Below are 23,332 nucleotides of genomic sequence, written 5' to 3' on the forward strand. Positions count from 1 at the left end.
CCTTATTATTTGTATGGCCGATACCAAACCCTGTGGGAGCGAGCCTGCTCGCGAAGACGCCGGCACAGTCAAAATTTATGCTGCCTGACACAATGCTTTCGCGAGCAGGCTCGCTCCCACAGGGGTTGTCCATTGTCAGGACAAGTGCTCGCGCAACGAACGCGGCCGCATATCGGTCCAGTGTTCAGCGATGTAATCCAGGCAAGCCTGCCGTTCCCCGCGTTGCCCCACCTCGGTCCAACCGTTGGCCGTCGGCTTGCCCACCGGCCACAGGGAGTACTGGCCTTCTTCGTTGCGTACCACCTCAAATTGCGCGTTGGTTTCATTCATGCTGATCGCCCTCCTCGGGTTGCGAATCGGTGCTGATAATGTCGGCGATCACTCGCGCCCACTGGCCTGCGACGATGCCGTAGTGATCGGTGTCCAGCAGCTGCCAGCTCTGCAACTGCGGGAGCAAATCCTGCCAGGCGTGTTTCAGGTCTTCGGCGTTCCAGGCATTGCCGACGCCATAGGGATTGGCTTGCGCGGCGATGAACATCCGCACTGAAGTGTTCGTCAACGGCGGTGGCTGGAAGGCTGCCATGCTGGCGATGTTGTGGTTGCAGCAACGGGTCAGGCGCTGCATATAGACCTGTCGGTCTTCGGGCAAGGCCCGGCCGACGGCGTCCGGCCATCGCTGGGCAAATTCACGCTGGAACACCTGCTCGATCGCCTGATCATCGATGCTCGCCAGCTCTGCCCCGGCATCCGGCGCGGGCGGGTCGATCAGGTACAGCAGCGGCTGCCTGAATCCGGATGACTGCGCGAGGCTGCACATCGACTGCGCCACCCAGGCGCCAAACGACCACCCGGCCAGACGCCAGGCACCACCGTTGGGTTCCCGGGCCTGAATCGCCTTCAAGTAAAATGCAGCGCGCTCGGCAAGGCTGATGTTCGGCAAGTCCGGCAGACGCAACGCCGGATCGGCAATCACACACACGCCCAGATCGGGATGCAGCGCCGAAACCAATTCACGGTAGGCCTGAACATCGCCGCCCACCGGGTGAATCAGGTACAGCCACTCACGACCGGCACCCGCATGCCATTGATCAATCTGCACCGCATCAGCCCAGGTGTCCGGCGCCGTTGGCGTCAAACAGACCGCGGCAGCATCCACCAGCGCCAGGATCTCTTGCAGGCTGACCTTGTGACTGAATTGCGAGAGCTGGAACACCACACCGGTGGCCGCTTGCAGTTCATCGATCAGGTCGAGCAACGTCAGCGAATCCGCCCCCAGTTCGTACAGCGAATCGTCGTCATCGAGGCGGGTGACGCCCAGCCATTTGCACAGGCTTTCGTGCAGATGACTGTGCAGGTCCAACACTTCCGGCACATTCACCGGCGCAATCACCGCGCCATGCCGAACCGGATAAAAACGCCGTGCAGTGTCGATACCGGTGGTCGAGATCAGCAGTTGTGGCAGTTGCGTCGCCATGGCCAGGTCGAACACCCGGCAGCCCTCTTCTGCCGACATCCCGACCGTCAGGTGCTCCTGATGCGCGGCATCGCCGGTGCCGCTGGTGGTGGCCATGCCGACGTCGCGCCAGATGTCCCAGTTGATACCCAGGCGCACGCAATCGCTGGCGGCATTCGGGCGGTAATGGGCGAAGCCGTCGAGCACGCCGCTGGCGGCCGCATAATCCATATGCCCCGCGCCGCCGAACAGCGCCGACATCGACGAGCAATACAGGACAAATCCGGGGTTCATCGCTGAGATCAAGGCCTCGACCGCGAGCATGCCTCGGGTCTTGGCCGCCATGGCTTCGCCCAATTTGCGGGCGTCACGCTGGCGAATCAGGCTACCCGCACCGACACCGGCGGCGTGGATCACCCCGGCAAAGCAGCCGTAGCGCCGGGCCAGTTGTTCGAGCACGGCGGGCCAACGTGCCAGGTCGGCAATGTCGGCCTGGACACAGTCGATCCGCGCGCCATACGCCGCCAGCGCTGCCGGCAATTCGCCCCGGCGCGACAGGACGACAATGCGCCGTTGCGGCGCCTGCAACAGGTGTTCGGCCAACGTGCGCCCGATACCGCCCGTGCCGCCCAATACCAAGAACGCGCCGTCCAAGGGCAGTCTGTTCGCCATCGGAACGCTCGCCGGCAACGGACTGGCGATCAGCCGTGGCTGCCAGAGATAACCATCACGAATCGCCATGCGCCGAGGCAACGACGCCGGATCAGCGAGCAACGTCGCCAGCTCCTGCGCGCCCATGCGGAACGTCGGCCAATCCAGCCAGTGACAGCGCACCGGGTATTCCTGGGGCACCACTTCGGTGATTCCGGCCAACGCCGCCAGCTCGGGACGCATCACTTCACCCTCCACCGGACACGCCTGCCACGACATCAGCCACAGCCGCAGCGTCGGCGCCCGCGAGGTTTGCCCCCAGGCCTGCATCAAGGCACTGACGGTGTCCAGACCGGCCCATTGCGCCGCCGCCAGACTTTGCTCATTGACCGCACCCGTTACCGACATCGGCAAGGCATGCAGCCAGTCCAGCTCGCCCAATGCGGGCTCAGCCACTTCGTCGAGCAGACGCGACAAGGCCTGCGCGTCCAACGGATCAAGCTCGAAACGGTCGGTGCCGAGTCGCTTGAAGCCGTTGCCGGCACGCAGGTGAATGACCCGTTGATAGACGGTGTTCAGGCTCTCCTGCAATGTCGCGTCGAGCGCTTCGTTGCTGCAGATGACCAGCGTTTCACGCCGTTTGGTAGCCACCACCGTGTTCAAGCGCCGCACGCGCACCCAGTGCCGCTGGTAGAACCAGTCGGCCAAGGGTTGTCGCTCAATGACGGTCGCCTTTTCGTGCTCAACTGCAGCCTGGAAGCGGTAAGTCTCCAGGTCGAAGGATGATGGCGGCAGATCCCACGGCGGTGGCGCCGAGCGCTGTGGCCAGTCGATGGTTGCACCATCATACCACGCGTCTATCAGCGCCTGAGTTGAAAGCCCATTGGCCTTCAATAGCACGCCCGACACGCTCACTTCCTTGATCGACGAAGTGTGCAACTCATCACCCGGCCGATACGCCATCGCCAAGCGCCAGCGCAACTGACGACGACCGGACTGCAGGTGACTCAGCACCGCCTCGTGACGCTCGGGGAAAGCGTTCAAATACCCTTGAATCGCCGCTACATCGCGCAGCAACGCCGAACGACTGTGGGCCGAGATCATCAGGCACGGCAACACGTCTTCAGCCAACACTTCATCCTGCTGCGCCGCACCGACAATCACATGCGCATTAGTCCCACCAATGCCAAAGCTGCTGACCCCGGCCAAACGCCGCCGCCCTTCAGGCCAGGGCCGCGACGTGGTCGGTACATAAAACGGCGAATTAGCGAGGTCGATTTGCGGATTGATCCGGCCAAAGCCAAGGTTCGGTGGCACCACACCATGGAACACCGCGAGGCTGGCGCGGATCAACCCGACGACCCCGGCCGCCGCACCCAAATGGCCGATCTGGCTTTTCACCGAGGCCAACGCGCAACCGCCGGCCGGGGCAGCACCGAACGCCTTGCTCAACGCCGCGACTTCGACTGGATCACCGAGCAAGGTGCCGGTGCCGTGGGCTTCGATGTAGCCGATGTCCGCACCGTTCAGCCCGGCCTTGTTCAAGGCCTCGCGGATGACTGCGCTCTGCCCCGCCACTGAAGGCGCGGTGTAGCTCATCTTGTCGCGGCCATCGTTGTTCAGCGCCGAGGCCTCGACCAGCGCATAAATTCGGTCGCCATCGGCGCGAGCGCTGGCCAAAGGCTTGAGCACCACCACGCCATAACCACTGGCGCCGATGGTGCCGCTGGCATCGTCGCTGAACGGTCGGCACAGACCGTCACTGGAAAAGATGTGCTGCGAACGATGGCGATAACCGTCGGTCAACGTCGGGTCGATCAGCACCCCGGCCGCGAGCATCACGTCGCTGTCGCCCTGACGCAGCATCGCACTGGCCAGGTGCACGCCGATCAGCGAACTGCCGCACGCTGCCTGCACGCTCATGGCCGGGCCGGTGAGGTTGAGGTGGTAGGCGGCTTTGGTCGCCAGGAAGTCCTTGTCGTGGTGCAGCGCCATCTGGAAACCGTCCGGCAAATCACCGTCAGCGGTCTCGCGCAGCATCTGCTGGAAGTAAGTGGTTTCGCCACAACTGGCAATCAGGCCGATGCGCGGGCCTTCGGCGGACGGCGTGATCGCCGCGTGTTGCAGCGCCTGCACACAGGCCATCAACAAATGCCGCTGTTGCGGGTCCATCAGGCGTGCTTCTTGACGACTGATGCCGAAATATTCGGGGTCGAAATCGAGCATTCCGGCGAGTTGACTGCGGGCACCGACGCGCCCTTCAGCCGCCTCGAAATGCTCGATACCCAACTCTCCGCCCTGCACCATCGACCAGAACTCATCGAGGTTCTGCGCCCCGGCGACGTTGACCGCCATGCCGATGATTGCCATCGGTTGCTGGTCAACATCCGTTTGGCGAACACGCTCAACCGGGGCCGATGGCGCGCTGGACAAGTGCGCCGCGAGGCGTCGCACTGTCACCTGTTCGAACAGGTCGGCCATCGCCACCGTGTGCGGCAGTTCCTGGTTGTAACGGGCATGCAAGCGCATCAAGCCGAGGCTGGTAGCGCCAGCTTCGAAGAAGGTTTGGTCGGGCTCGATGTCCCGGCCGATCACCGCGCTGAACAACTCGCTCAGTTGCTGTTCCAGCGGGCTCAACGCAGTGGCCGGAGTTGTCGAACGACGCCGCTCCAACGCCTCGCCCAAACCACTTAAAGCCTTGCGATCGATCTTGCCGCTGGGCGTGCGTGGCCAGGCGTCGATCCGTCGATACTCGTCGATGCGAACGTGAGCCGGCAGTTGCCGGGCGACCTGACGATCCAGCGTCTGCGCCGTCGCCGGCTCGCCGTCCAGTTGCAGATACGCGATCAGGCTCGGCGGATCGGCTTGGACCGTCACCACTGCGTTGATCACTTGCGGCACCTGCATCAGCGCCGCTTCGATCTGCCCCAGTTCCAGGCGATGACCGCTGAGTTTTATCTGCTGGTCGTCACGCCCCAGATAGTGCAGGCAACCTTCAGGGTCGGCCCAGGCCAGATCGCCGGTGCGATAGAACAGTCGAGTGTCACCTTCAGCTTGCGGCAGTTCGATAAACCGCGCCGTATTCAGCGCCGGATCGGCGAGGTAGCAACGGGAAATCATCGGCCCGGCCACCAGCAGGTAGCCACGACTGCCGTTCGGCACCGGGCGGTCGTGCTCATCCACCAACAGCAAACGGGCATTGCTGACGGCATGGCCAATCGGTGCCCGCAGCGGCCAGTCACGGGCCGTCGGCGGCAAGCGATACGCGCTGACCACGTGGGTTTCCGTGGGGCCGTAATGATTGAACAACGTCGCCAGCGGCAAACCACCGAACCAGGTTTTCAGCGCGTCAGTGCACAGCAATTGCTCCCCCGCCGTGACCACTTCGCGTAACGCTGGCGGGTACACGCCTTGGGCGACGGCGGTTTGCGCCAGGTGCTGCAACGCCACGCAAGGCAGGAACAAGCGTTCGATCCGCGCTTCAACCAGATACGCCAACAACGCCTGAGCATCCTGGCGCCAGCGCGGGGTGATCAGGTGATAGGTGCCACCGCCGCACAAAGTGCCGAAGATCTCCTGGAACGACACATCGAACGACAACATGGAAAACTGCAAGGTCACCGATTTCGCCGGCAATTGGCCTTCGGCGCGCTGCCATTGCAACAGGTTGCACAGGGTCCGATCCGGCACTTGCACACCCTTGGGCGTGCCAGTGGAGCCGGAGGTAAATAGCGTGTACAACGCGCGTTCGCCAGCATGACGTGGGCGTTCTAAAGATTGGGCTTCGGCGCTCAGCTCCACCCGATGCCGGGCAAAGCGCTTGGCATCGAGGTTTTCCAGCGCCGCCTCGGTCGCGGTGCTGAACAACAGGCAATGCGGATTCGCCTGTTCCAGCACCTGACGCTGTACGGCCAGCGGATAACCGGGATCGAGCGGCACGGCGGTCAGGTTGAGTTTGGCCAGGGCCAGCAAGGCAACGATGTGCTCGACCGAGGCTTCAAGAAACAACACTACATGCAGCGGCCCGTGGTCCAGGGTCGGTAGCGGATGATGCTCGATCAAGGTCGCCGCCAAGGTGTCGGCCAGCCCATTCAGTTCGGCATAACTCAAGCGCTGCTGGCCGGCGACCAGCGCGGTGACGTCCGGTGTGCAAAGCACCTGATGCTCGAACCAGTCGGCCAAGGTGTTGAACGGCGGCGTACCGTTGGCGCCTTCGCTGGCCACCGGCAGGTGACGGCGATAAGGACAGAGCAAATCGTCGAGGGTCGCTGCCGGGGACTCCAGCAACAGATCGAGACCACGGCAAAACAGCTCATTCACCGCGCGCATCTGCGCTTCATCGAAGTAGCTGCACTGATATTCCCACCAGCATTCAGCCCCCACGACAAGCAAGGTCAGCGGGCATTTCGCCTGTAACCGCTCGCTGAATTCCAGCGTCGCTTGCAAGCCAGAACCCGCCAACGCGGCGTACTCGGTGTTTTCCAGCACGAACATGAAATCGAACAACGCGGTGCCCGACGACAGACGCAGGTCTTCCACCACATCCGCCAACGCGACGTCCTGCAAGGCCAGCACCTCGCGCACGGTGGCGGTCTGGCGGCGTAATTGCTCACCCAGCGCCAAGGCATTATCGACCGCGCTCGGGATCAGCACGGTGTTGGCAAACATGCCCAGCGTCTGTTCGAACTCCGCCAGCGGCCGGTTCGACACCGGACTGGCGATCCGTGGTCGTTCACTCCCGGTCAGGGCGTAAAGGCTCCAGGCGAAGACACTGAACAGCACTTCGAAACGGGTCTGGCGTTGTTGGCTGCAAAAACGCTCAAGGGCCGCACTGCGCAGGTTGCCCAAGGGTGCACGATAGAGCCTGGCTTCCGGGCTGACGGCACGCATCGGCATCAGCGTGGGCGACGGCGCTTCCTGCTGGCGGTGCAATTGCGCCAAGGCCCGGCGCTGGTCGCGGTAAAGCGGGTCGACGCTCCACTGGCCCTGCCACAGGCCGAATTCCAGCGTGGTCAGTTGTGGTGGCGGTTCAGGGCTGACGCGCCCGCGCACGGCGTCTTCATACAGCTGTGTCAGGTCATCGAACAACAGGTTCATCGACCAGCCATCGACGATGATGTGGTGCAGGTTCAGCAGCAACCGGCAGCTGCCATCGGCGAACGGCAGCAGCCAGGCCTGGAACAGCGTCGGTGTGGCCAGATCGAACGGCGTACCGAACACCAGCGCCGCGAAGGCTTGCCAAGTGTCTTCGGTGAAATGCCCCGGTTCGAAGGTGCGACAAACCGGTCCTTGTTCGGCAATCACTTGGTCGAGGCCATCGGCGCCGGACACAAAAGCAGTGCGCAGCCCCGGATGACGCGCCGCCAGTTGCCCCACGGCATGCGCCAGCGCCGACACATCGACACCGGCAGCCAGATGCAGAATCAGCGGCACGTTATAAGCCGTCGATGTCGGTGTGCGCTGCTGCATCAGCCACAAGCGACGTTGTTCAGCGGTGGCCGGTAGACGGCGTGCGTTGCTGATGGCTGGCGCGGGAGGATAGATAAAGTTGCCCTGTTGGCCGATAAGGTGTTCGGCCAATGCCGCGAACGGCTCGCTCAACAGCGTAGCGATGGCAATCTCGCGCTGCCAATGGGTGCGAATCGCTGAACGCAGGCGCATGGCCTTGAGCGAATCGCCGCCACTGCCGAGCCAGTCGTCGTGCGCGCCCAATGTCGGTTGGCCAAGCAAGGTTCGAACTTGCTCCAGCAACCAATTCAGGGCCGGCGAAGCATCGCCATCACTCACCTCGACCGTTGGCCGCCATGGCGTCAACGGCTGTGCCAGCAAGGTGTCGCGGTCGATCTTGCCGTTGGCGGTCAGCGGCAGTCGCTCCAGCAAAAACAACTGGTGCGGGCGCATGTACGACGCCAGTCGCGCCCGCAGATGGGCGTCGAATTCCAAGTGATTCAAGCCTTCGCGCGGCACGATAAACGCCAGCAACTGGTGGTCCTCAGCAGCTTGGCGTCGGGTGCAGACATACGCCTGCGCCACCTGCGGATGCTCCAGGATCTGCAGCTCCACCTCCCCCGGTTCGATGCGAAAACCCCGGACCTTCACCTGGCGATCAACCCGACCGATGTACTCGACCAGCCCTTCGGCGTTGATCCGCACCCGATCACCGGTTCGGTAGTGCACATGGGCGCCCCCATCGAGGTTGGCCAGGCGCACGAAATTGCGGGCGCTGTCTTCGGCTCGGTTGCGGTAGCCACGGGCGACGCCGCTGCCACTTAGGTACAACTCGCCGACTTCACCAGCCGCCACCGGTCGTTGCTGCTCATCCAGCACTTGCACGCCAGTGTCCGGCAATGGCCGGCCAATCGGCACCGACAGGCCGCTGAAGTCCCGGGCAATCCGGTAGCACAAGGCAAACGTGGTGCATTCGGTGGGGCCGTAGACGTTGAAAATCTGGCACTGACTGTCCGGATTCGCCCGATACCAGGCGCGCACGGCGGCGGCGCTGATTTGTTCGCCGCCGATCAGCACTTGGCGCAGGCTGGCGAAGCATGCGGGACATTCCGCGCTCAACGTGTTGAACAGCGAAACGGTCATGAACAGGTTATCGACCCGCTGTTCTTCCAGCACCCGGGCAAGACGTTGTGCGTCCAGCAAATCGTGATCGGCAATCATCACGCAGCAACCACCGTTGAGCAGCGGCGCCCACAGTTCAAAACTGCACGCATCGAAGGCCGGATTCGACAGACAGGCAAAACGGTCTGATGGACGAATTTCGATATAGCCAGCGGTTTGCGCCAGGCGCAGCAAGCCCCGCTCGCCGACTTCCACGGCTTTCGGGGTGCCGGTGGTGCCCGAGGTGTAGAACAGGAAACTGATCTCGGCAAACGTGTCGGCCAAGGGTTGTGGCGGTTGGTCCGGGTGATCCAGCAGCGCCTCGACACTCGCCTGCCAAAGCGCGGGTGCCGGGGTCCACTCCTCATCCAGCGTGATCAGCCCCACGCACGCGGCGTCGGCAAGCATCAAATCCCGGCGCTTCAAAGGGCTGGCCCGATCCAGCGGCACCACCACGGCGCCGACTTTCAGCGCGCCGAGTATCGCCGCGAGCCATTGCCAGCCACGCGGCATGCACAGCGCCACTGACTGGCCCGGTTGCACGCCACGGGCCAGCAAACCTCGGGCGATGCGCTCACTGGCGCTGGCCAGTTCGGCGTAGGTCAGCCGTGAGTGATGATCGACGACTGCCTGGGCTTGGGGATTGCGCCGTACTTGACCGGCAAATTGTGCGAGCAACGTCAGCATCTGTGGATTCATCATTTCGCCTCCTGCGCGTCGAAGCGTTGCAGCTCCTGCTTGAGGGTCTGCGAGACCCGGTGCACTTCAGCGGTTTCGAGCATGTCCCAGTGACCGCCGTTCACCAGTTTCGCCAAGAAGCCCTCGCCGGCACGCCGACGCCAGAAGCCCCGCAGCTCATGCAACTGCTGGCGACTGAAACCTTCCCGGGCCTGGATCAGCACCACGCGACCGGCGCGGGGTTCGCATTCGTAGCCGGCCATGGCCAGGCGGTTGTGGTTGTAGAGGTGGAAATAACGCTCGACTTGCGCGTCTTCGATGCCGGGGTACATGCCGTTGAAGCGCACCAGTTTGTCGCGGAACTCGGCCATATCGACGGTGCCGATCTGTTGCCGAAAACCCGGATCATCCGAGCCTTGGGTATCGAGCAATACCACGGTCACTTGGCGATTTCCGGCGGCTGTCAGGCGCCGGGCCATTTCGTAAGCCACCAGACCACCGAAGGACAGCCCGGTGAGCACCAGCGGTTGCGTAATCAAGGGTTCGATCAGGCGTAAATAGGCCTCGGCCATGGCTTCGACCGTCGGCTCGGTGGCCTCCCCCGGATTCAATCCAGGCGACTGCACGCCGTAGACACCGACCTCCTCCGGCAGCACTTTGGCCAGGGACAAATAACAAAACGCAGTGCCGCCCGCTGGGTGAATGCACACCACATTGCGCTGGCCCGTGCCGCGACGGAATTCGATCAGGTTGCTTTGCACCGCCGCCGGACTGGCCCCGGCGCGTAACCAGCCGCCCAGGGCTTCGATGGTCGGGTAGCCGAGCACCACGCGCACCGGCACTTCGACGGCGAACGCCTGGCCGATCTGGTGGGCCATTTTGATCGCCGCAATGGACGTCCCGCCGACATTGAAAAAGTTGTCGCGGATGCCGATCTGGGTCGCCAGCAACAAGCCTTTCCAGATTTGGTACAGCGTCAATTCAATGTGATCGCGTGGGCTGCTGAGGTTGACCTGACGATTGGCCAGGTCTTGATCGGCCAAGGTTGTCAGGGCCACGCGATCGACTTTGCCATTGGCGGTCAGTGGCAGTGTGTCGAGCCACAGATAGGCGCTCGGCAGTACCGCACTCGGCAGCGTCGCCGCCAGGTGCGCGTGCACCGCCGACTCGTCCGGCGTTTCCATCACCGCACAACAGGCCACCAGCCGCTGGTTCTGCGCCGTGTCGCCGACCATCAGCACCACGGCGGCGCGGATGTCGGCGAAGGCTTCCAGCCGCGCCTCGATCTCGCCGAGTTCAAGGCGCACGCCGCGCAACTTGACCTGAAAGTCGTTGCGCCCGAGGAATTCCAGCTGGCCATCAGGGCGATAACGCGCCAGATCGCCGCTGCGATAGAGCCGGTCACCCGGCACGAATGGGTTGTCGATAAAGCGCTCGGCGGTGAGTTGCGCCAGTCCCAGATAACCACGCGCGACACCGACGCCGCCGATGTGCAATTGCCCGGTCACGCCCACCGGTACCGGCGCATCGCGCTCGTCCAGCACGTAGAAACGATTGTTGGCGATCGGCCGGCCAATCGGCACTTGCAGGGCCGGCACTTCGGCGCCGGGCTCCAGGGTCCAGACGCTGTTGATCACCGTGGTTTCGGTCGGTCCGTAAACATTGTGCAAACGGGCATGCGGCAGCCGTTCCTGAAAACGCCGGGCCAGGGCTGGCGACAGCTCACCGCCGCCGCTGAAGACGTCGGTCAGCTCGGTGCACAGGCTGACTTCATCGACCTCAAGAAACAGTTGCAGCATCGCCGGCACAAACACCAGCGCCGTGACCCTCTGCTCACGCACCACTTTCGCCATATAGCCCGGCTCCAGATGACCACCGGGACGCGCGACAACCAGGCGCCCGCCCGTGGTCAGCGGCCAGAAGGTTTCCCAGGCCGAGGCGTCGAAACCGAAGGGAATCTTGTGCAACATCACCCCGGTTTCACCGCAGACCTGGGAACACCACAGCAGCAGATTGCTCAAGCCTCGATGGGCAACCATCGCGCCCTTGGGCAACCCGGTGGTGCCCGAGGTGTAAATCACATAGGCGAGGTGATCGGGCGTGACACCGACGCTGCGCGGGTCGGGGTTGTCCGGCGACAGCCCGGCCCAAAGCGCGGCGTCGGCCTTGAGGTCGAGCACCGGCGCTTCCCAGGTCGAACCTTGCTGGGCCTGGCGCAATATCGCGTGCGCCGAGCCGAGGGTCAGCAGCACCGCCGGGGTGCTGTCGCTGAGCATGTGGCTCAGGCGCCCGACCGGATAATTCGGGTCCAGCGGCACATACGCGCCGCCGGCCTTGAGCACCGCCAGCAACGCCACCGGCAATTCGAGCGAGCGCTCGACACACACCGCCACGCGCACGTCCGGGCCGACGCCGAGGCTGCGCAAATGCTGCGCCAGACGATTGGCCTGGGCGTTCAATTCGCCGTAACTCAGGGTTTCAGCTTCGAACGCCACCGCGCAGGCTTGCGGGTTGCGCGCGACCTGGACTTCGAACAATCGGTGCACGCAATCGGCTGGATGCGTCAGTGGTTCGGAACGGTTCCAGTCCACCAGGATTTGTTCGCGCTCGGCCTCGGGCAACAACGACAGCGCGCCAATCGGCTGCTTGGGGTCTTGGGCGATGTGTTGAAGCAACTGTCGGTAATGCCCGCTCAAGCGTTCGATGGTCGCCACGTCGAACAGGTCGGTGTTGTATTCCACCAACAGGTTCAGCCGCCCTTCCCGTTCGACCCATTCAAACGCCAGGTCGAACTTGGCTGTGGCGCTGCTGGTGCTGTAGGGCGACAGGCTCAACCCGGGCATTTCCAGCGCGCCGCCGGGGGTGTTTTGCAATACCAGCATCACCTGGAACAACGGCGAATGAGTGGTATCGCGCGGCGGGTTGACGGCTTCGACCACCCGATCGAACGGCACGTCCTGATGGGCGTGAACGTCGAGCATTTGCCCGCGCACATCACGCAGCAGTTCGGCGAAGGTTTGCTGCGGATCCAGGCGCTGGCGGACCACCAAAGTGTTGACGAAGTGCCCGATCAGAGGCTCGATTTCCGGGCTGCTGCGGTTGGCGAATGGCGTACCAATGCACAGATCCTGCTGACCGCTGTGCCGCCACAGCAGCACGGCCAGCGCGCCCATCAACACATTGAACAAAGTGCCTTGGGTTTGCCGGGCCAGCCCATTGAGTTCGCGCAGGGTGTTGCCATCGAGGGATGAGCTGAACGTGGCGCCGGCATAACGCTGCACCAGTGGCCGTGGCCGGTCGGCGGGGATGGTCGAAAGTGCCGGCGCGTCGGCCAGGGTGCGCCGCCAGTACTCGAGTTGCGCGGTTAACGCATCACCACCGAGACGTTGCTGCTGCCAGCAGGCGTAGTCGGCGTACTGCACCGGCAATGGCGCCAGACTCGACGGCTCGCCGCGCAGGTAATCGCCGTACAGGTTGGCGACTTCGTGCAGGATCACGCCCATCGACCAGCCATCGGCGATGATGTGGTGCACGCTGTACAGCCATAGATATTCATCGTCGGCCAGGCGCAGCAACGAAGCGCGCAACAGTGGGCCGGTAGCCAGATCGAATGGCGCGCGGGCGTCGTGATCGACTGCCATTCGGACCTGCTGCTCGCGTTCGGCGGCTGGCAGGTCACGTAGATCAGTCACATGCAGTGCCAGCGGCATCGCCGGATGCACCACTTGACGCGGCTCGCCATCCACACTGCAAAACGTCGTGCGCAGGATTTCGTGGCGCTGGATCAACTCGTTCAGCGCCCGCTCCAGCAGCGGCACTTCCAGCGGCCCCTTGAGGGTCACCGCCGTGGGCACGTTGTAGAACGCGTTGCCCGGTTCCAGTTGATCGAGAAACCACAGTTGCCGCTGCGAAAACGACAGCGGCCAGTGCGCTTCGCCGCCGGCCCTTGAAGGAATCGCAGCGGCGTCATGGCCACCGAGCAACGCAATCAGTTCAGGCTTGTGCAGCTTGAGCGCTTGCAGCATCTCTTCTGTCAGAAATCCGCGAGGCGCCTTGCAGCGCAGCTTGTCGCCGTCCACTTCAAGGACCACGGCGTGACGCGCGAACAGCTCCAGCAATTGATAGGCGTTCATACCTCAAATTCCTCCATGTCGCTGTCGTCACTGGGCTGGTCGGGCGCAAAAACCTCGACCGGGGCGCGGTGTTGCTCATCCGTGGTACGCAGGCCGCCGACCATCGAGTAGATCAATTGATGGCTCGGCCCGAGGTCGAACAACGTCGGCAATTGCGCCTCCTCAATCGAACCCACGCCGCACAGGCCCAGGCCTTGCTCGACGGCGGTCATGCTCAGCAATTGCGCGATGGCGCCGGTTTCGATGTGGCAGAAGTCGCGACTGCGCTCGCCATACAGCGGACGGATCGCCGCCATGTCGGCGATGAAAAACAACGAGAACGCGGCGTTTTCGTATACCGGTCGATTGACGAAATAGTCGTAGGTGTCCGGGTCGAGCACCCCGCTGTCGAGGGCCAGCAACCGATGCTCGCGCGGGTCGTAGTAATACGCGCCGCCGGGCACGCCGAGCACCCGTTCCGGCTTGACGTACAGGTACGCCTGAATCGGGTACAAACCGCCGGCCGACGGAAACTGGTACTTCACTTCGCCGTCGAGTTGGCCCTGAGCAAGTGCCGCCAACAGTTCGGCAAAGGCACGGGTTTCAATCGGTTGCGCGGCGTACTGGCGCACCGAGCGGTAATCGCTGAAGCGCTGGGTGAATGCCGGGGATTGCGGCAATGTCAGCGCCACGCTCGGCAACGCCTGGGCAAAGGTCCGGCGCCCACGCTGATCAGCCTTGAACTGCGCACGCTGTTGCGGATCTTCGATGACTTCCTCGGGACTGTTCGGACGTTGCTGCGCATTGCTCACCAGTTCCTGGCGCGCCAGGCTTTGGCGGTACATGCCGATCAGGTGCAGCAACGTCGGCTGCGCCAACAGTTGCGCCACGTGCGGACGAAACCGCAGTTCACTGGACAGCGCGTTGCTGATGCGCACGATGTCGATCGACGTCGCGCCGAGGTTCAGCAGGTTGGCGTTGCCGGCGATGGCATCGCGCTTGAGCACGCCTTGCACAATCGCCACCAGCCGTTGTTCCTGCGCGCCTTCGACTTCCAGCGCCGGGCCGGATTCCTGCTGTTGCGAGGGTTCCGGCAGGCGTTTCTTGTCGACCTTGCCGTTGGACGACAACGGCCAGGCGTCCACGAAGGTGAACGACGACGGCACCATGTAGGCCGGTAGTTTGTCCGCCAGGTACTGGACGAAGTCGCTGGCCTGCAATGCAGGATCGGCTTTGAGCACATAGCCGGCCAAGCGTTTTTCGCCGAGCGTGCTGCCGAGGATTTGCACCACCGCACCTTGCACGCCGGGGTGGCGATTGAGCGCGGCTTCGATCTCGCCCAATTCGATGCGATAACCCTGGACCTTGACCTGATTGTCTTCGCGGCCGAGGAATTCGATGTTGCCATCCGGGAGCAAACGCCCGAGGTCGCCGGTGCGGTACAGGCGTTCGCCGGTCAGCGGGTGCGGGAAGAAACTGCCAGCGCTGAGTTTTTCATCGCGCCAGTAACCCTGGGCCAGGCCGATGCCGCCAATGTACAACTGTCCCGCAACCCAAGTCGGGCGTACTTGCAGGGCTTCGTCCAGCACGTAAAAACGCTGGTGATCGAGGGCCTTGCCGTAAGGGATGCTGCGCCACGCTGGATCGACGTGTTGCACTGGGTAGCAGATCGACCAGATCGAGGCTTCGGTGGCGCCGCCGAGGCTGAACAGTTGCGCCGACGGCTGCAACGCCCACAGCCGTTGCGGCAAGGTCAGGGGAATCCAGTCACCGGAAAGCATCGCCACCCGCAGGTTGGCCGGCAGCGTGCCGCCCTCGCCCTCGACGTATTCAAGCAGCATGCCGAGCAACGCCGGCACCGAGTTCCACAGGCTCACCTGATGACGCTCGATCAAGTCCCGCCAGTGCGCCGGGTCGAGGGCCAGTTGCGGCTCAAGCACCACCACCGCCGCGCCGACGGCCAGGGTGCCGAAGAAGTCATACACCGAGAGATCGAAACTCAACGACGAAATCGCCAGCACCCGATCCGCCGGGCCGACGGCAAAGCGTCGGTTGATGTCGAGCAAGGTGTTGACCGCGCCGCGATGGTCGATGACCACGCCTTTCGGTTGGCCAGTGGAACCGGAGGTGTAGATCACGTAGGCCAGATCGGTCGGTGCAACGTTGACCGGTTGCAACGGCGCGTGTTCGACCATGACGTCATCGGTCACGGCGATGGCGCTGACCTGCACAGACCACTCGATCACGCCGAGCAGCGCCGGTTGGGTCAGCACCAGGCTGACTTCGGCCCGCTCAAGAATGTGCCGCACCCGCTCCGCTGGCAGCGTCGGGTCAATCGGCAGGTAAGCGCCACCGGCGTACAGAATCGCCAGGGTCGCCACCACTTGTTCCCAGCCGCGTTCCATCATCACGGCGACCAGCCGATTGGGCACCACACCCTCGGCCTGAAGCAGCGCCCCCAGGGACCGCGCCTCCGTGCGCAATTGCCCGTAGGTGAGTTGCCGCTGCGCAGCGATCACGGCCACAACGTCCGGCGTTATGAGCGCCTGACGCTCAAACAACTCGTGCATCAACGGCAACGCTTCTTGAGTGTCGAGGGGTGCCGGCAAACATGCCATCGGCAGCAATTGCGGCGTACTCGCTTCCCAGGCCGCCGGTTCCAAAAGGCGATCCAGCAGTGCGTTATAGGCGACGAACATTTCTTCGATCATGCCTGCCGGAAACAGCTCATCGATGCTGTCCCAGTTGAACAGCAAGCGTCCTTCCAGCTCCAGCAAGGTATGGTCGAGCCACACTTGCGGGGTCTGGGTGATGCTGTGCATGTGTTTGGCGTTCAACGCGTCCGCGAGGTTGAACTCCGCCAGCTCCGGCGCTGCCTCCGACAACGTGCTGTTGAACACAATCGGCATCGCCGTCTGCTGCACGCCCCGGGCCTGGGACAATTCCCGCAGCACCCGCACGCCGCTGACCACCGAGTGATCGATGTCTTGCCACAACTGCGCCTGCACCGCCCGGGCCTTGTCGGTGAAACTCATGGCCCCGGCGATGCTGACTTCCAGCAGCATCAAGGAAGTGAAGTCGCCGATGATTTCATCGACGTCCGGGTGCAACGGCAAGCGGTTGAACAGCGGCAAACTCAGGGTGAAGCGCGGCTGCCGGCTCCACAGCGCCAGCACTTCGCTGAACGCGGTCAGGAGCATCACCGACGGCGTCACCGCAAACTGTTTGGCCACGGCTTTGAGCTGCGCCCATTGCGCCGCCGGCATGTCGCGGTCGCGGCGGGTGAAGTGCGGATTGCTGATGCTGTCCGGTTGGCGCACCAGCGGCAGGTCCGGCGCCGGCGCCAGACTGGTGACCCGTTCGCCCCAGTAGCTCAGCGCCTGCTCGTAACGAATGCCGCTGCGCAGTTGATGCTCGGCGAGTACGTAATCGCGGAAGGTCAGGCCTGGCTCGGGCAGGATCAGGTTTGGATCGACGTAAAACGCCATCAGCTCGCGGGCAAGAATCTGCGTGCTCGCGGCATCGACGATCAGCGCATCGAGGCTGATGTGCAGATGGGTGATGCCGTCATCGAGCAACGACAGGCTGAACTCGAACAGCGGCCAGCGACTGGCGTCCAGCACTTGGTGGGACTGGCGCTCGCGGGTGGCTTGCAACGTCTGTTGCGCGACGTCGGCGGGTACGCCGCGCAAATCGCTGCGGGGCATGCAGTAGGTCGGCACCTGCTCCAGCACCTGTTGCGTACCGTCGCTGAGAAACACCACGCGCAGCATGTCGTGGCGCTGGATCATGCGGTTCAGCGCCTGCTCGAAACGCGCGGCGTCGAAGTCAGGAATGCGCAGTTCTTCGTAACCGTGGGCACTCACCCCACCGAGGCTGACCGTGGCTTCGCGACCGAACCAGTAGGCTTGCTGGATATCGGTCAGGGGGAACGGCGCATGCCGGGCATCGCGATCCGCCTCGATTTCAAGGAAGGCCGGGACGATTTGCGCGTCATCGCTGCGCCCGGCCTGCACTTGCGCCGCCAGATCCATCAGCACTGGAGTCTTGAACAGACTGCTCAAGGACAACTGCGCGCCCATGCGCTGGTTGATCGCGTAGATCATCCGAGTCGCCAGCAGCGAGTGGCCGCCCAGTTCGAAAAAGTTGTCGTGAATCCCGACCCGCTCGCACTTGAGCACCTCGGCCCAGATCTCGGCCATCTGCTGTTCGGTGTCATTGCGCGGCGCGACGTAAGTGGCCCCGGCGTTGCGTTCAGGTACGGGCAATGCCTGACGGTCGAGCTTGCCGTTGCGGGTCAGCGGCAACTGCGCCATCGAGACCCAGGCAGTGGGAATCATGTGCTCCGGCAAGTGCCGTTGCAGTTCGGCGCGCAGGGTTTCGCTGGACGCCGGGCCAACCACGTAGGCCACCAGACGCTTGTCCCCTGGCACATCTTCACGCAGCAAAACGGCGGCTTCCTGCACGCCGGGCTGCTGTTGCAGCAGGCTGTCGATCTCACCGAGTTCGATACGGAAACCGCGCAACTTGACCTGCTGGTCGATGCGCCCCAGGTACTGCACGTTACCGTCGGCCTGGAACTTCGCCAAGTCACCGCTGCGGTACATGCGCGCGCCGGGTTTGGCGCTGAACGGGTCTGGCACGAAGCGTTCGGCGGTCAGGTCCGGACGATTCAGATACCCCCGGGCCAGGCATGCGCCGGCGATGTACAACTCACCCGCCACGCCGACCGGCACCGGGTTCATATCGACGTCGAGCACGTACAGCCGCGCGTTGGCAATCGGACGGCCAATCGGCGGCGCATCCGGCCAGTGTTCGGCGTCACTGCACGACAGGCTGAACTGGCTGACCACATGGGTTTCGGTCGGGCCGTACTGGTTGTGCAATTGCGCGCCGCCGAGGCCACGCACAAAGTCGCGCAGTTCATCGTTGATTTGCAGGGCTTCGCCCGCCGTGACGATCTCGCAGCCACCGGCCGGCATCGGCGCGTCGGCCTCGGTCAGTCCGGCGAGTTGCTGCAGCACGGCAAACGGCAGGAATGCGCGCTGCACGCCTTCAGCCACCAGGGTCGGACGCAGCGCGGCGAGGTCCTTGCGGCTGTCCTCGGTCATCAGCAACAAGCTGCCGCCCGAACACAAGGTGCTGCAGATTTCCTGGAACGATACGTCGAAATTCAGCGAAGCGAATTGCAGGACCCGGCCCGGTGCCTGCGCTTGGTCGAGCTGCCAGGTGATCAGGTTATCCAGGGCGCGGCGGTTGTGGGCGACGCCTTTCGGGCGGCCAGTGGAGCCGGAGGTGTAGAGCACGTAGCCCAGATTATCGGGGCTGACGGCCACTTGCGGATCGGTGTCCGGACAGTGCGCCCAACGCTGCGCATCGGTATCCAGACAGCAGGCGTTTGTGTCCGTGGGCAGAACGTCGCGCAATGCCGATTGAGTCAGCAGCAAGGTCGGCGCCGCATCGCTGAACATAAAGGCCAGACGCTCGCTCGGGTACGCCGGGTCGAACGGCACATACGCCGCGCCGGCCTTGAGGATCGCCAACAGACCGACGACCATCTCTGGCGAACGTTCCAGGCACAGACCGACCCGGTGCTCCGGACGCACGCCTTGTTCGATCAGGTAATGCGCAAGGCGATTGGCAGCCTGATTCAGTGCGCCATAATTCAGTTGCCGGTCATTCGCGAGCAACGCCACTGCCTGTGGTGTTTGCCGGGCAACGGCTTCAAACCGCGCCACACAATCGGGCATGGCCGAGGTGTCGCGCTCGGTGCGGTTCCAGTCGTGGACGATCTGTTGATGCTGTTCTCCGCTGAGCAAATCAACCGTGCTCAACGGCTGCTCGGGGTTCTCGACCATCTGGGTCAACACCCGGCGCAGGTACTCGCCGAATTGCGCCACCGTGGCCGGTTCGAACAGGCCCGAGGCGTATTCCAGACCGCCGACAATCTGCCCGTCACGCTCATGCAGCGCCAGTTGCAGATCGAACTTGGCGACGTGATGGCTGCTCTCGACCGGACTGACCTCAAGCCCCGACAACACCAGATCGGAATCCTGATCCTGCTCCCAGGCAAACAGCACCTGGAACAGCGGACTGTGGGCCAGGCTGCGAGGCGGGTTGAGCAATTCGACGACTTGCTCGAACGGCAGGTCCTGATGTTCCTGGGCACCCAACGCCACACGGCGCGCCTGTTGCAACCACTGCGCCACTGACGGCGAACCCGAGCGGGTCATGCGCAGTGCCAGGGTGTTGACGAAGAAACCGATCAGCCCTTCCAGTTCCTGCTGCGTGCGGTTGGCCGACGGCACGCCGATCACCACATCGGCTTGCCCGGACAGGCGCGACAGCACCAGCGACCACGCGGCCAGCAAAGTCATGAACAGCGTGGTGCCCTGTTGCATGCACAAAGCTTTCAACTGCGCGGTCAATGCCGGGTTGAACACCAGCGGCACGAAGCCGCCGAGGTAATCCTGCACCGGCGGACGTTTGTGATCGGCCGGCAGTTCCAGCAACACCGGCGCGCCGCTGAGGGTGTCGCGCCAGTAGCGGCTCTGCTCGGCCAGCACCTCGCCGGTCAGCCACTGGCGCTGCCACACCGCGTAATCCACATACTGCACGGGCAGTGGCGGCAACGGATCGTCGCGATCCTGAATGGCGGCTTCATACAACAGGCCGAGTTCTCGGGTGAGCACGCCCATCGACCAGCCATCGGAGATGATGTGGTGCTGGGTCAACAGCAACACATGCTCGTCCTCCGCCAGCCGTACCAGACTGACGCGCATCAGCGGTCCACGGCTCAGGTCGAAGGGTTTCGCGCCTTCTTCGTCGATCAATTGCGTAAGACACGCTTCGGGTTGCCCTTGCAGGTCAACCACCGACAGCTTGATGAACTGCCAGAGCGCCGCGACCAGTTGCCGCCCTTCCCCTTCAACCGCGATGAATGTGGTGCGCAGCGCTTCATGCCGCGCCACCAGTTGATTGAAGGCGCGTTCCAAGGCTGCAATCCGCAACGGCCCGCGCAAGCGCAGGTTCAACGGCATGTGATACGCCGCGTTGCCACCCTCCATTTGTGCGAGAAACCACAGGCGCTGCTGGGCAGACGACAACGTTTGCGCGCCCGACCGTTCAACAGTCGCTATCGCCACGCGAGCCTTGTCCTGATTGAGTTTCAGGCGTTCGGCGAACTGTTCCAGCACCGGCACGGCAAACAGCGCCGAAGGAGCCACTTCCAGACCGAGTTGCTGGCGAACCTGAGCCAGCACGCGCATCACCAACAACGAGTGACCACCGAGGGCGAAGAACTGATCCTGACGCCCGACCCGCTCGACGCCGAGCACTTCGGCCCAGATGTTGGCGAGCGCGATTTCCAGTGGACCTTGCGGCGGCTGATAGTCGCGCTGATCAAAGGCCTCGGCATCCGGCATCGGCAATGCAGTGCGATCCAGTTTGCCGTTGGCGGTCAGCGGCAGCGCATCCAGACGCACGTATGCCGTGGGAACCATGTAATCCGGCAGGCTGACTTGGAGTTGCTCACGCAGCGAGCGCGGATTCAGCGCCGCGCCTTGGCTTTCGCAGTAATAAGCGACCAGCCGCGATTCGCCGAGGGTGTCCTGGCGCAACAGCACCAGGCTTTGACGCACCCCGACGATATCCGCCAGACGCGCCTCGATTTCGCCCAGTTCCAGACGCAAGCCACGCAGCTTGGCCTGGAAATCGTTGCGGCCGAGGAATTCCAGATTACCGTCCGCCCGATAACGCGCCAGATCACCGCTACGATACAGACGCTCGCCCGCCACGAATGGGCTGTCAATAAAGCGTTCTGCGCTCAGTTGCGGCAGGTTCAGGTAACCTCGCGCAACGCCGACGCCACCGATGTGCAATTCGCCTGCGACACCCACGGGCACTGGTGCGCCCAAGGCATCCAGCAGGTAAATCCGAGTGTTGGCCAGCGCTCGTCCGATCGGCAACACACCGTCGGCCACGCTGTCGGTGTTGAATTCGAAACAGGTGCTGTCGATGCTCGCTTCGGTGACGCCATAGGCCTGGACGATCTGCACATGATCGCCACACAACCGGCGCAATTGCCGGGCGCTGTGGGCGGTCCAGATGTCCGAGCCGCAGACCACGGTGCGCATGAACGACAGGTCGTGGCCGCTTTGTTCGACCCAGGCCAGCAACGGGTTGAGCACCGCCGGCACGAAGTCGGCGAAACCGATGCGCGCCTCGCTCAGCAAGCGATACAGCGCTGGCGGGTGCATCAAGGTTTCACGCGGGCACAGCACCAAGGTGCCGCCAAAACCCAGCGCACGGATCAGGTCGGCGCTGAACACGTCGAAGGAAAAACCGGCCATTTGCAGGTGATTGAGGGGCTCGCCCAAGGCGTAGAGTTTTTCCCACGCGGCGCTGACGGCGATCAGCCCACGGTGCTCGACCATCACGCCTTTCGGGGTGCCGGTGGAGCCTGAGGTGTAGATCACGTAGGCCAGGTGCCGAGGCGTCAGTCCGACAGTGTGAGGGTTGGGATTGTCCGGTGATTGCGACGCCCAAGGGCGGGTGTCGGTGATGTCCAGCACGGTCGAATGTTCAAGGGCCGCAGCGGCCGGACCGTGGGTCAGCACCACGACGGGCGCGCTGTCGGCGAGCATGTGCGCCAGCCGCGCGGGCGGATACGCCGGGTCCAGCGGCACATAAGCGCCACCGGCCTTGAGCACCGCCAGTACGCCGACCAGCATGTCCAGCGAGCGCTCCAGGCACAACCCGACGCGCACGTCCGGGCCGACACCGAGGCTGCGCAGGTGATGGGCCAGGCGGTTGGCGCGGGTGTTCAGTTCACCGTAGCTCAGCGCCTCATCGTTCAAACGTGCGGCGATAGCGTCGGGGTTGCGCAGGACCTGGGCTTCGAACAAACCGTGTACGTATTGGGTGGCGTCGAATGGTTGTTCTGCGCTGTTCCAGTCGTGCAGAAGTTGTTGGCGTTCAGCGGGGTTGAGCATTTCCAGCGCCATCACCGAACATGCGGGTTGCGCGACCATCTGCTGCAGAACGGTATTCAAGTAACCGGTGAAACGCTCGATGGTCGCGGCGTCGAACAACGCCGAGGCGTAATGCAGATGGCCGCTGATGCGCCCGTCCGTTTCGGCCAGCACCAGCGTCAGGTCGAATCCGGCAGGCAGTGATTCAGAGTGATTCCAGGCGAACAGCACCTGGATCAGCGGATGGTAAGCGGTGCTGTGTTCGGGGTTGAGTTGCGCGAGCAATTGCTTGAACGGCAGGTCCTGATGTTCCTCGGCACCGAGCAGCACAGCGCGGGTGTGATCGAGCAATTGGCTCGTGGACGGAGCTTCCGTCAGGGACAGACGCAGTGGCAGCGTGTTGCCTAAATCTCCCGTGCGCGCCCCGATCATCACCTCGTGCTGACCGGACAACCGCGCCAGCACCACCGCCCAACCCGCGAGCAAGGTCATGAACAGAGAGTTGCCGTGACGCAGGCCCAAAACCTTGAGCCCTTCGGTCAGTGGCGCATCCAGCACCAGCGCATGCGAAGCGGTTTGATCACCCTGCACCGCCGGCCGTGGCCGGTCAGTGGGCAACTCCAGCAACGTCGGGGCATCGGCCAGCCGTTCACGCCAGTAAGCGAGTGCCGCAGTGTCGGATGGATTTTCGGGTAAAGCGTTGGGCTGCGCGGAGGTCGTCCCACGCAAGGAAGATTTGTCGAACATCAGGCTACCGTCCATGACTACATTATTTTTGTGTGTTTGGCTGGGACGTTCATCACCCGCCAGTCAGGCCCGACAGTGTGTGTCGGGTCGGTCGTGCGAAATCAGGGGGA

At 63.5% G+C, this 23,332-nt stretch carries 4 protein-coding genes; all 4 read right to left on the reverse strand.

The genetic code is table 11. From position 1 onward, the window contains the following. Positions 1 to 135: 135 nt before the first annotated feature. The 4 genes from LOY68_RS17795 to LOY68_RS17810 are packed head-to-tail and all read right to left on the reverse strand — an operon-like array spanning position 136 to position 23,222. Positions 136 to 330, reverse strand: coding sequence for an MbtH family protein (locus tag LOY68_RS17795; RefSeq protein WP_265038811.1), 195 nt, complete (start codon positions 328 to 330; stop codon positions 136 to 138). Beyond that, positions 323 to 9,415, reverse strand: coding sequence for a hybrid non-ribosomal peptide synthetase/type I polyketide synthase (locus LOY68_RS17800; protein WP_265038813.1), 9,093 nt, complete (start codon positions 9,413 to 9,415; stop codon positions 323 to 325). The genes LOY68_RS17795 and LOY68_RS17800 overlap by 8 nt, the downstream gene beginning before the upstream one ends. After that, positions 9,412 to 13,524, reverse strand: coding sequence for an amino acid adenylation domain-containing protein (locus LOY68_RS17805; RefSeq protein WP_265038814.1), 4,113 nt, complete (start codon positions 13,522 to 13,524; stop codon positions 9,412 to 9,414). Before LOY68_RS17805 ends, LOY68_RS17800 begins: the two co-directional genes overlap by 4 nt. Further along, a complete protein-coding gene (locus tag LOY68_RS17810) occupies positions 13,521 to 23,222 on the reverse strand; it encodes a non-ribosomal peptide synthetase (RefSeq protein ID WP_265038815.1) in 9,702 nt (3,233 codons plus the stop codon). Before LOY68_RS17810 ends, LOY68_RS17805 begins: the two co-directional genes overlap by 4 nt. Between the last annotated feature and the right edge of the window lie 110 nt (positions 23,223 to 23,332).

Origin of the sequence: Pseudomonas sp. B21-053 (genome assembly GCF_026016365.1) — a bacterium.
GTDB lineage: Bacteria > Pseudomonadota > Gammaproteobacteria > Pseudomonadales > Pseudomonadaceae > Aquipseudomonas > Aquipseudomonas nunensis.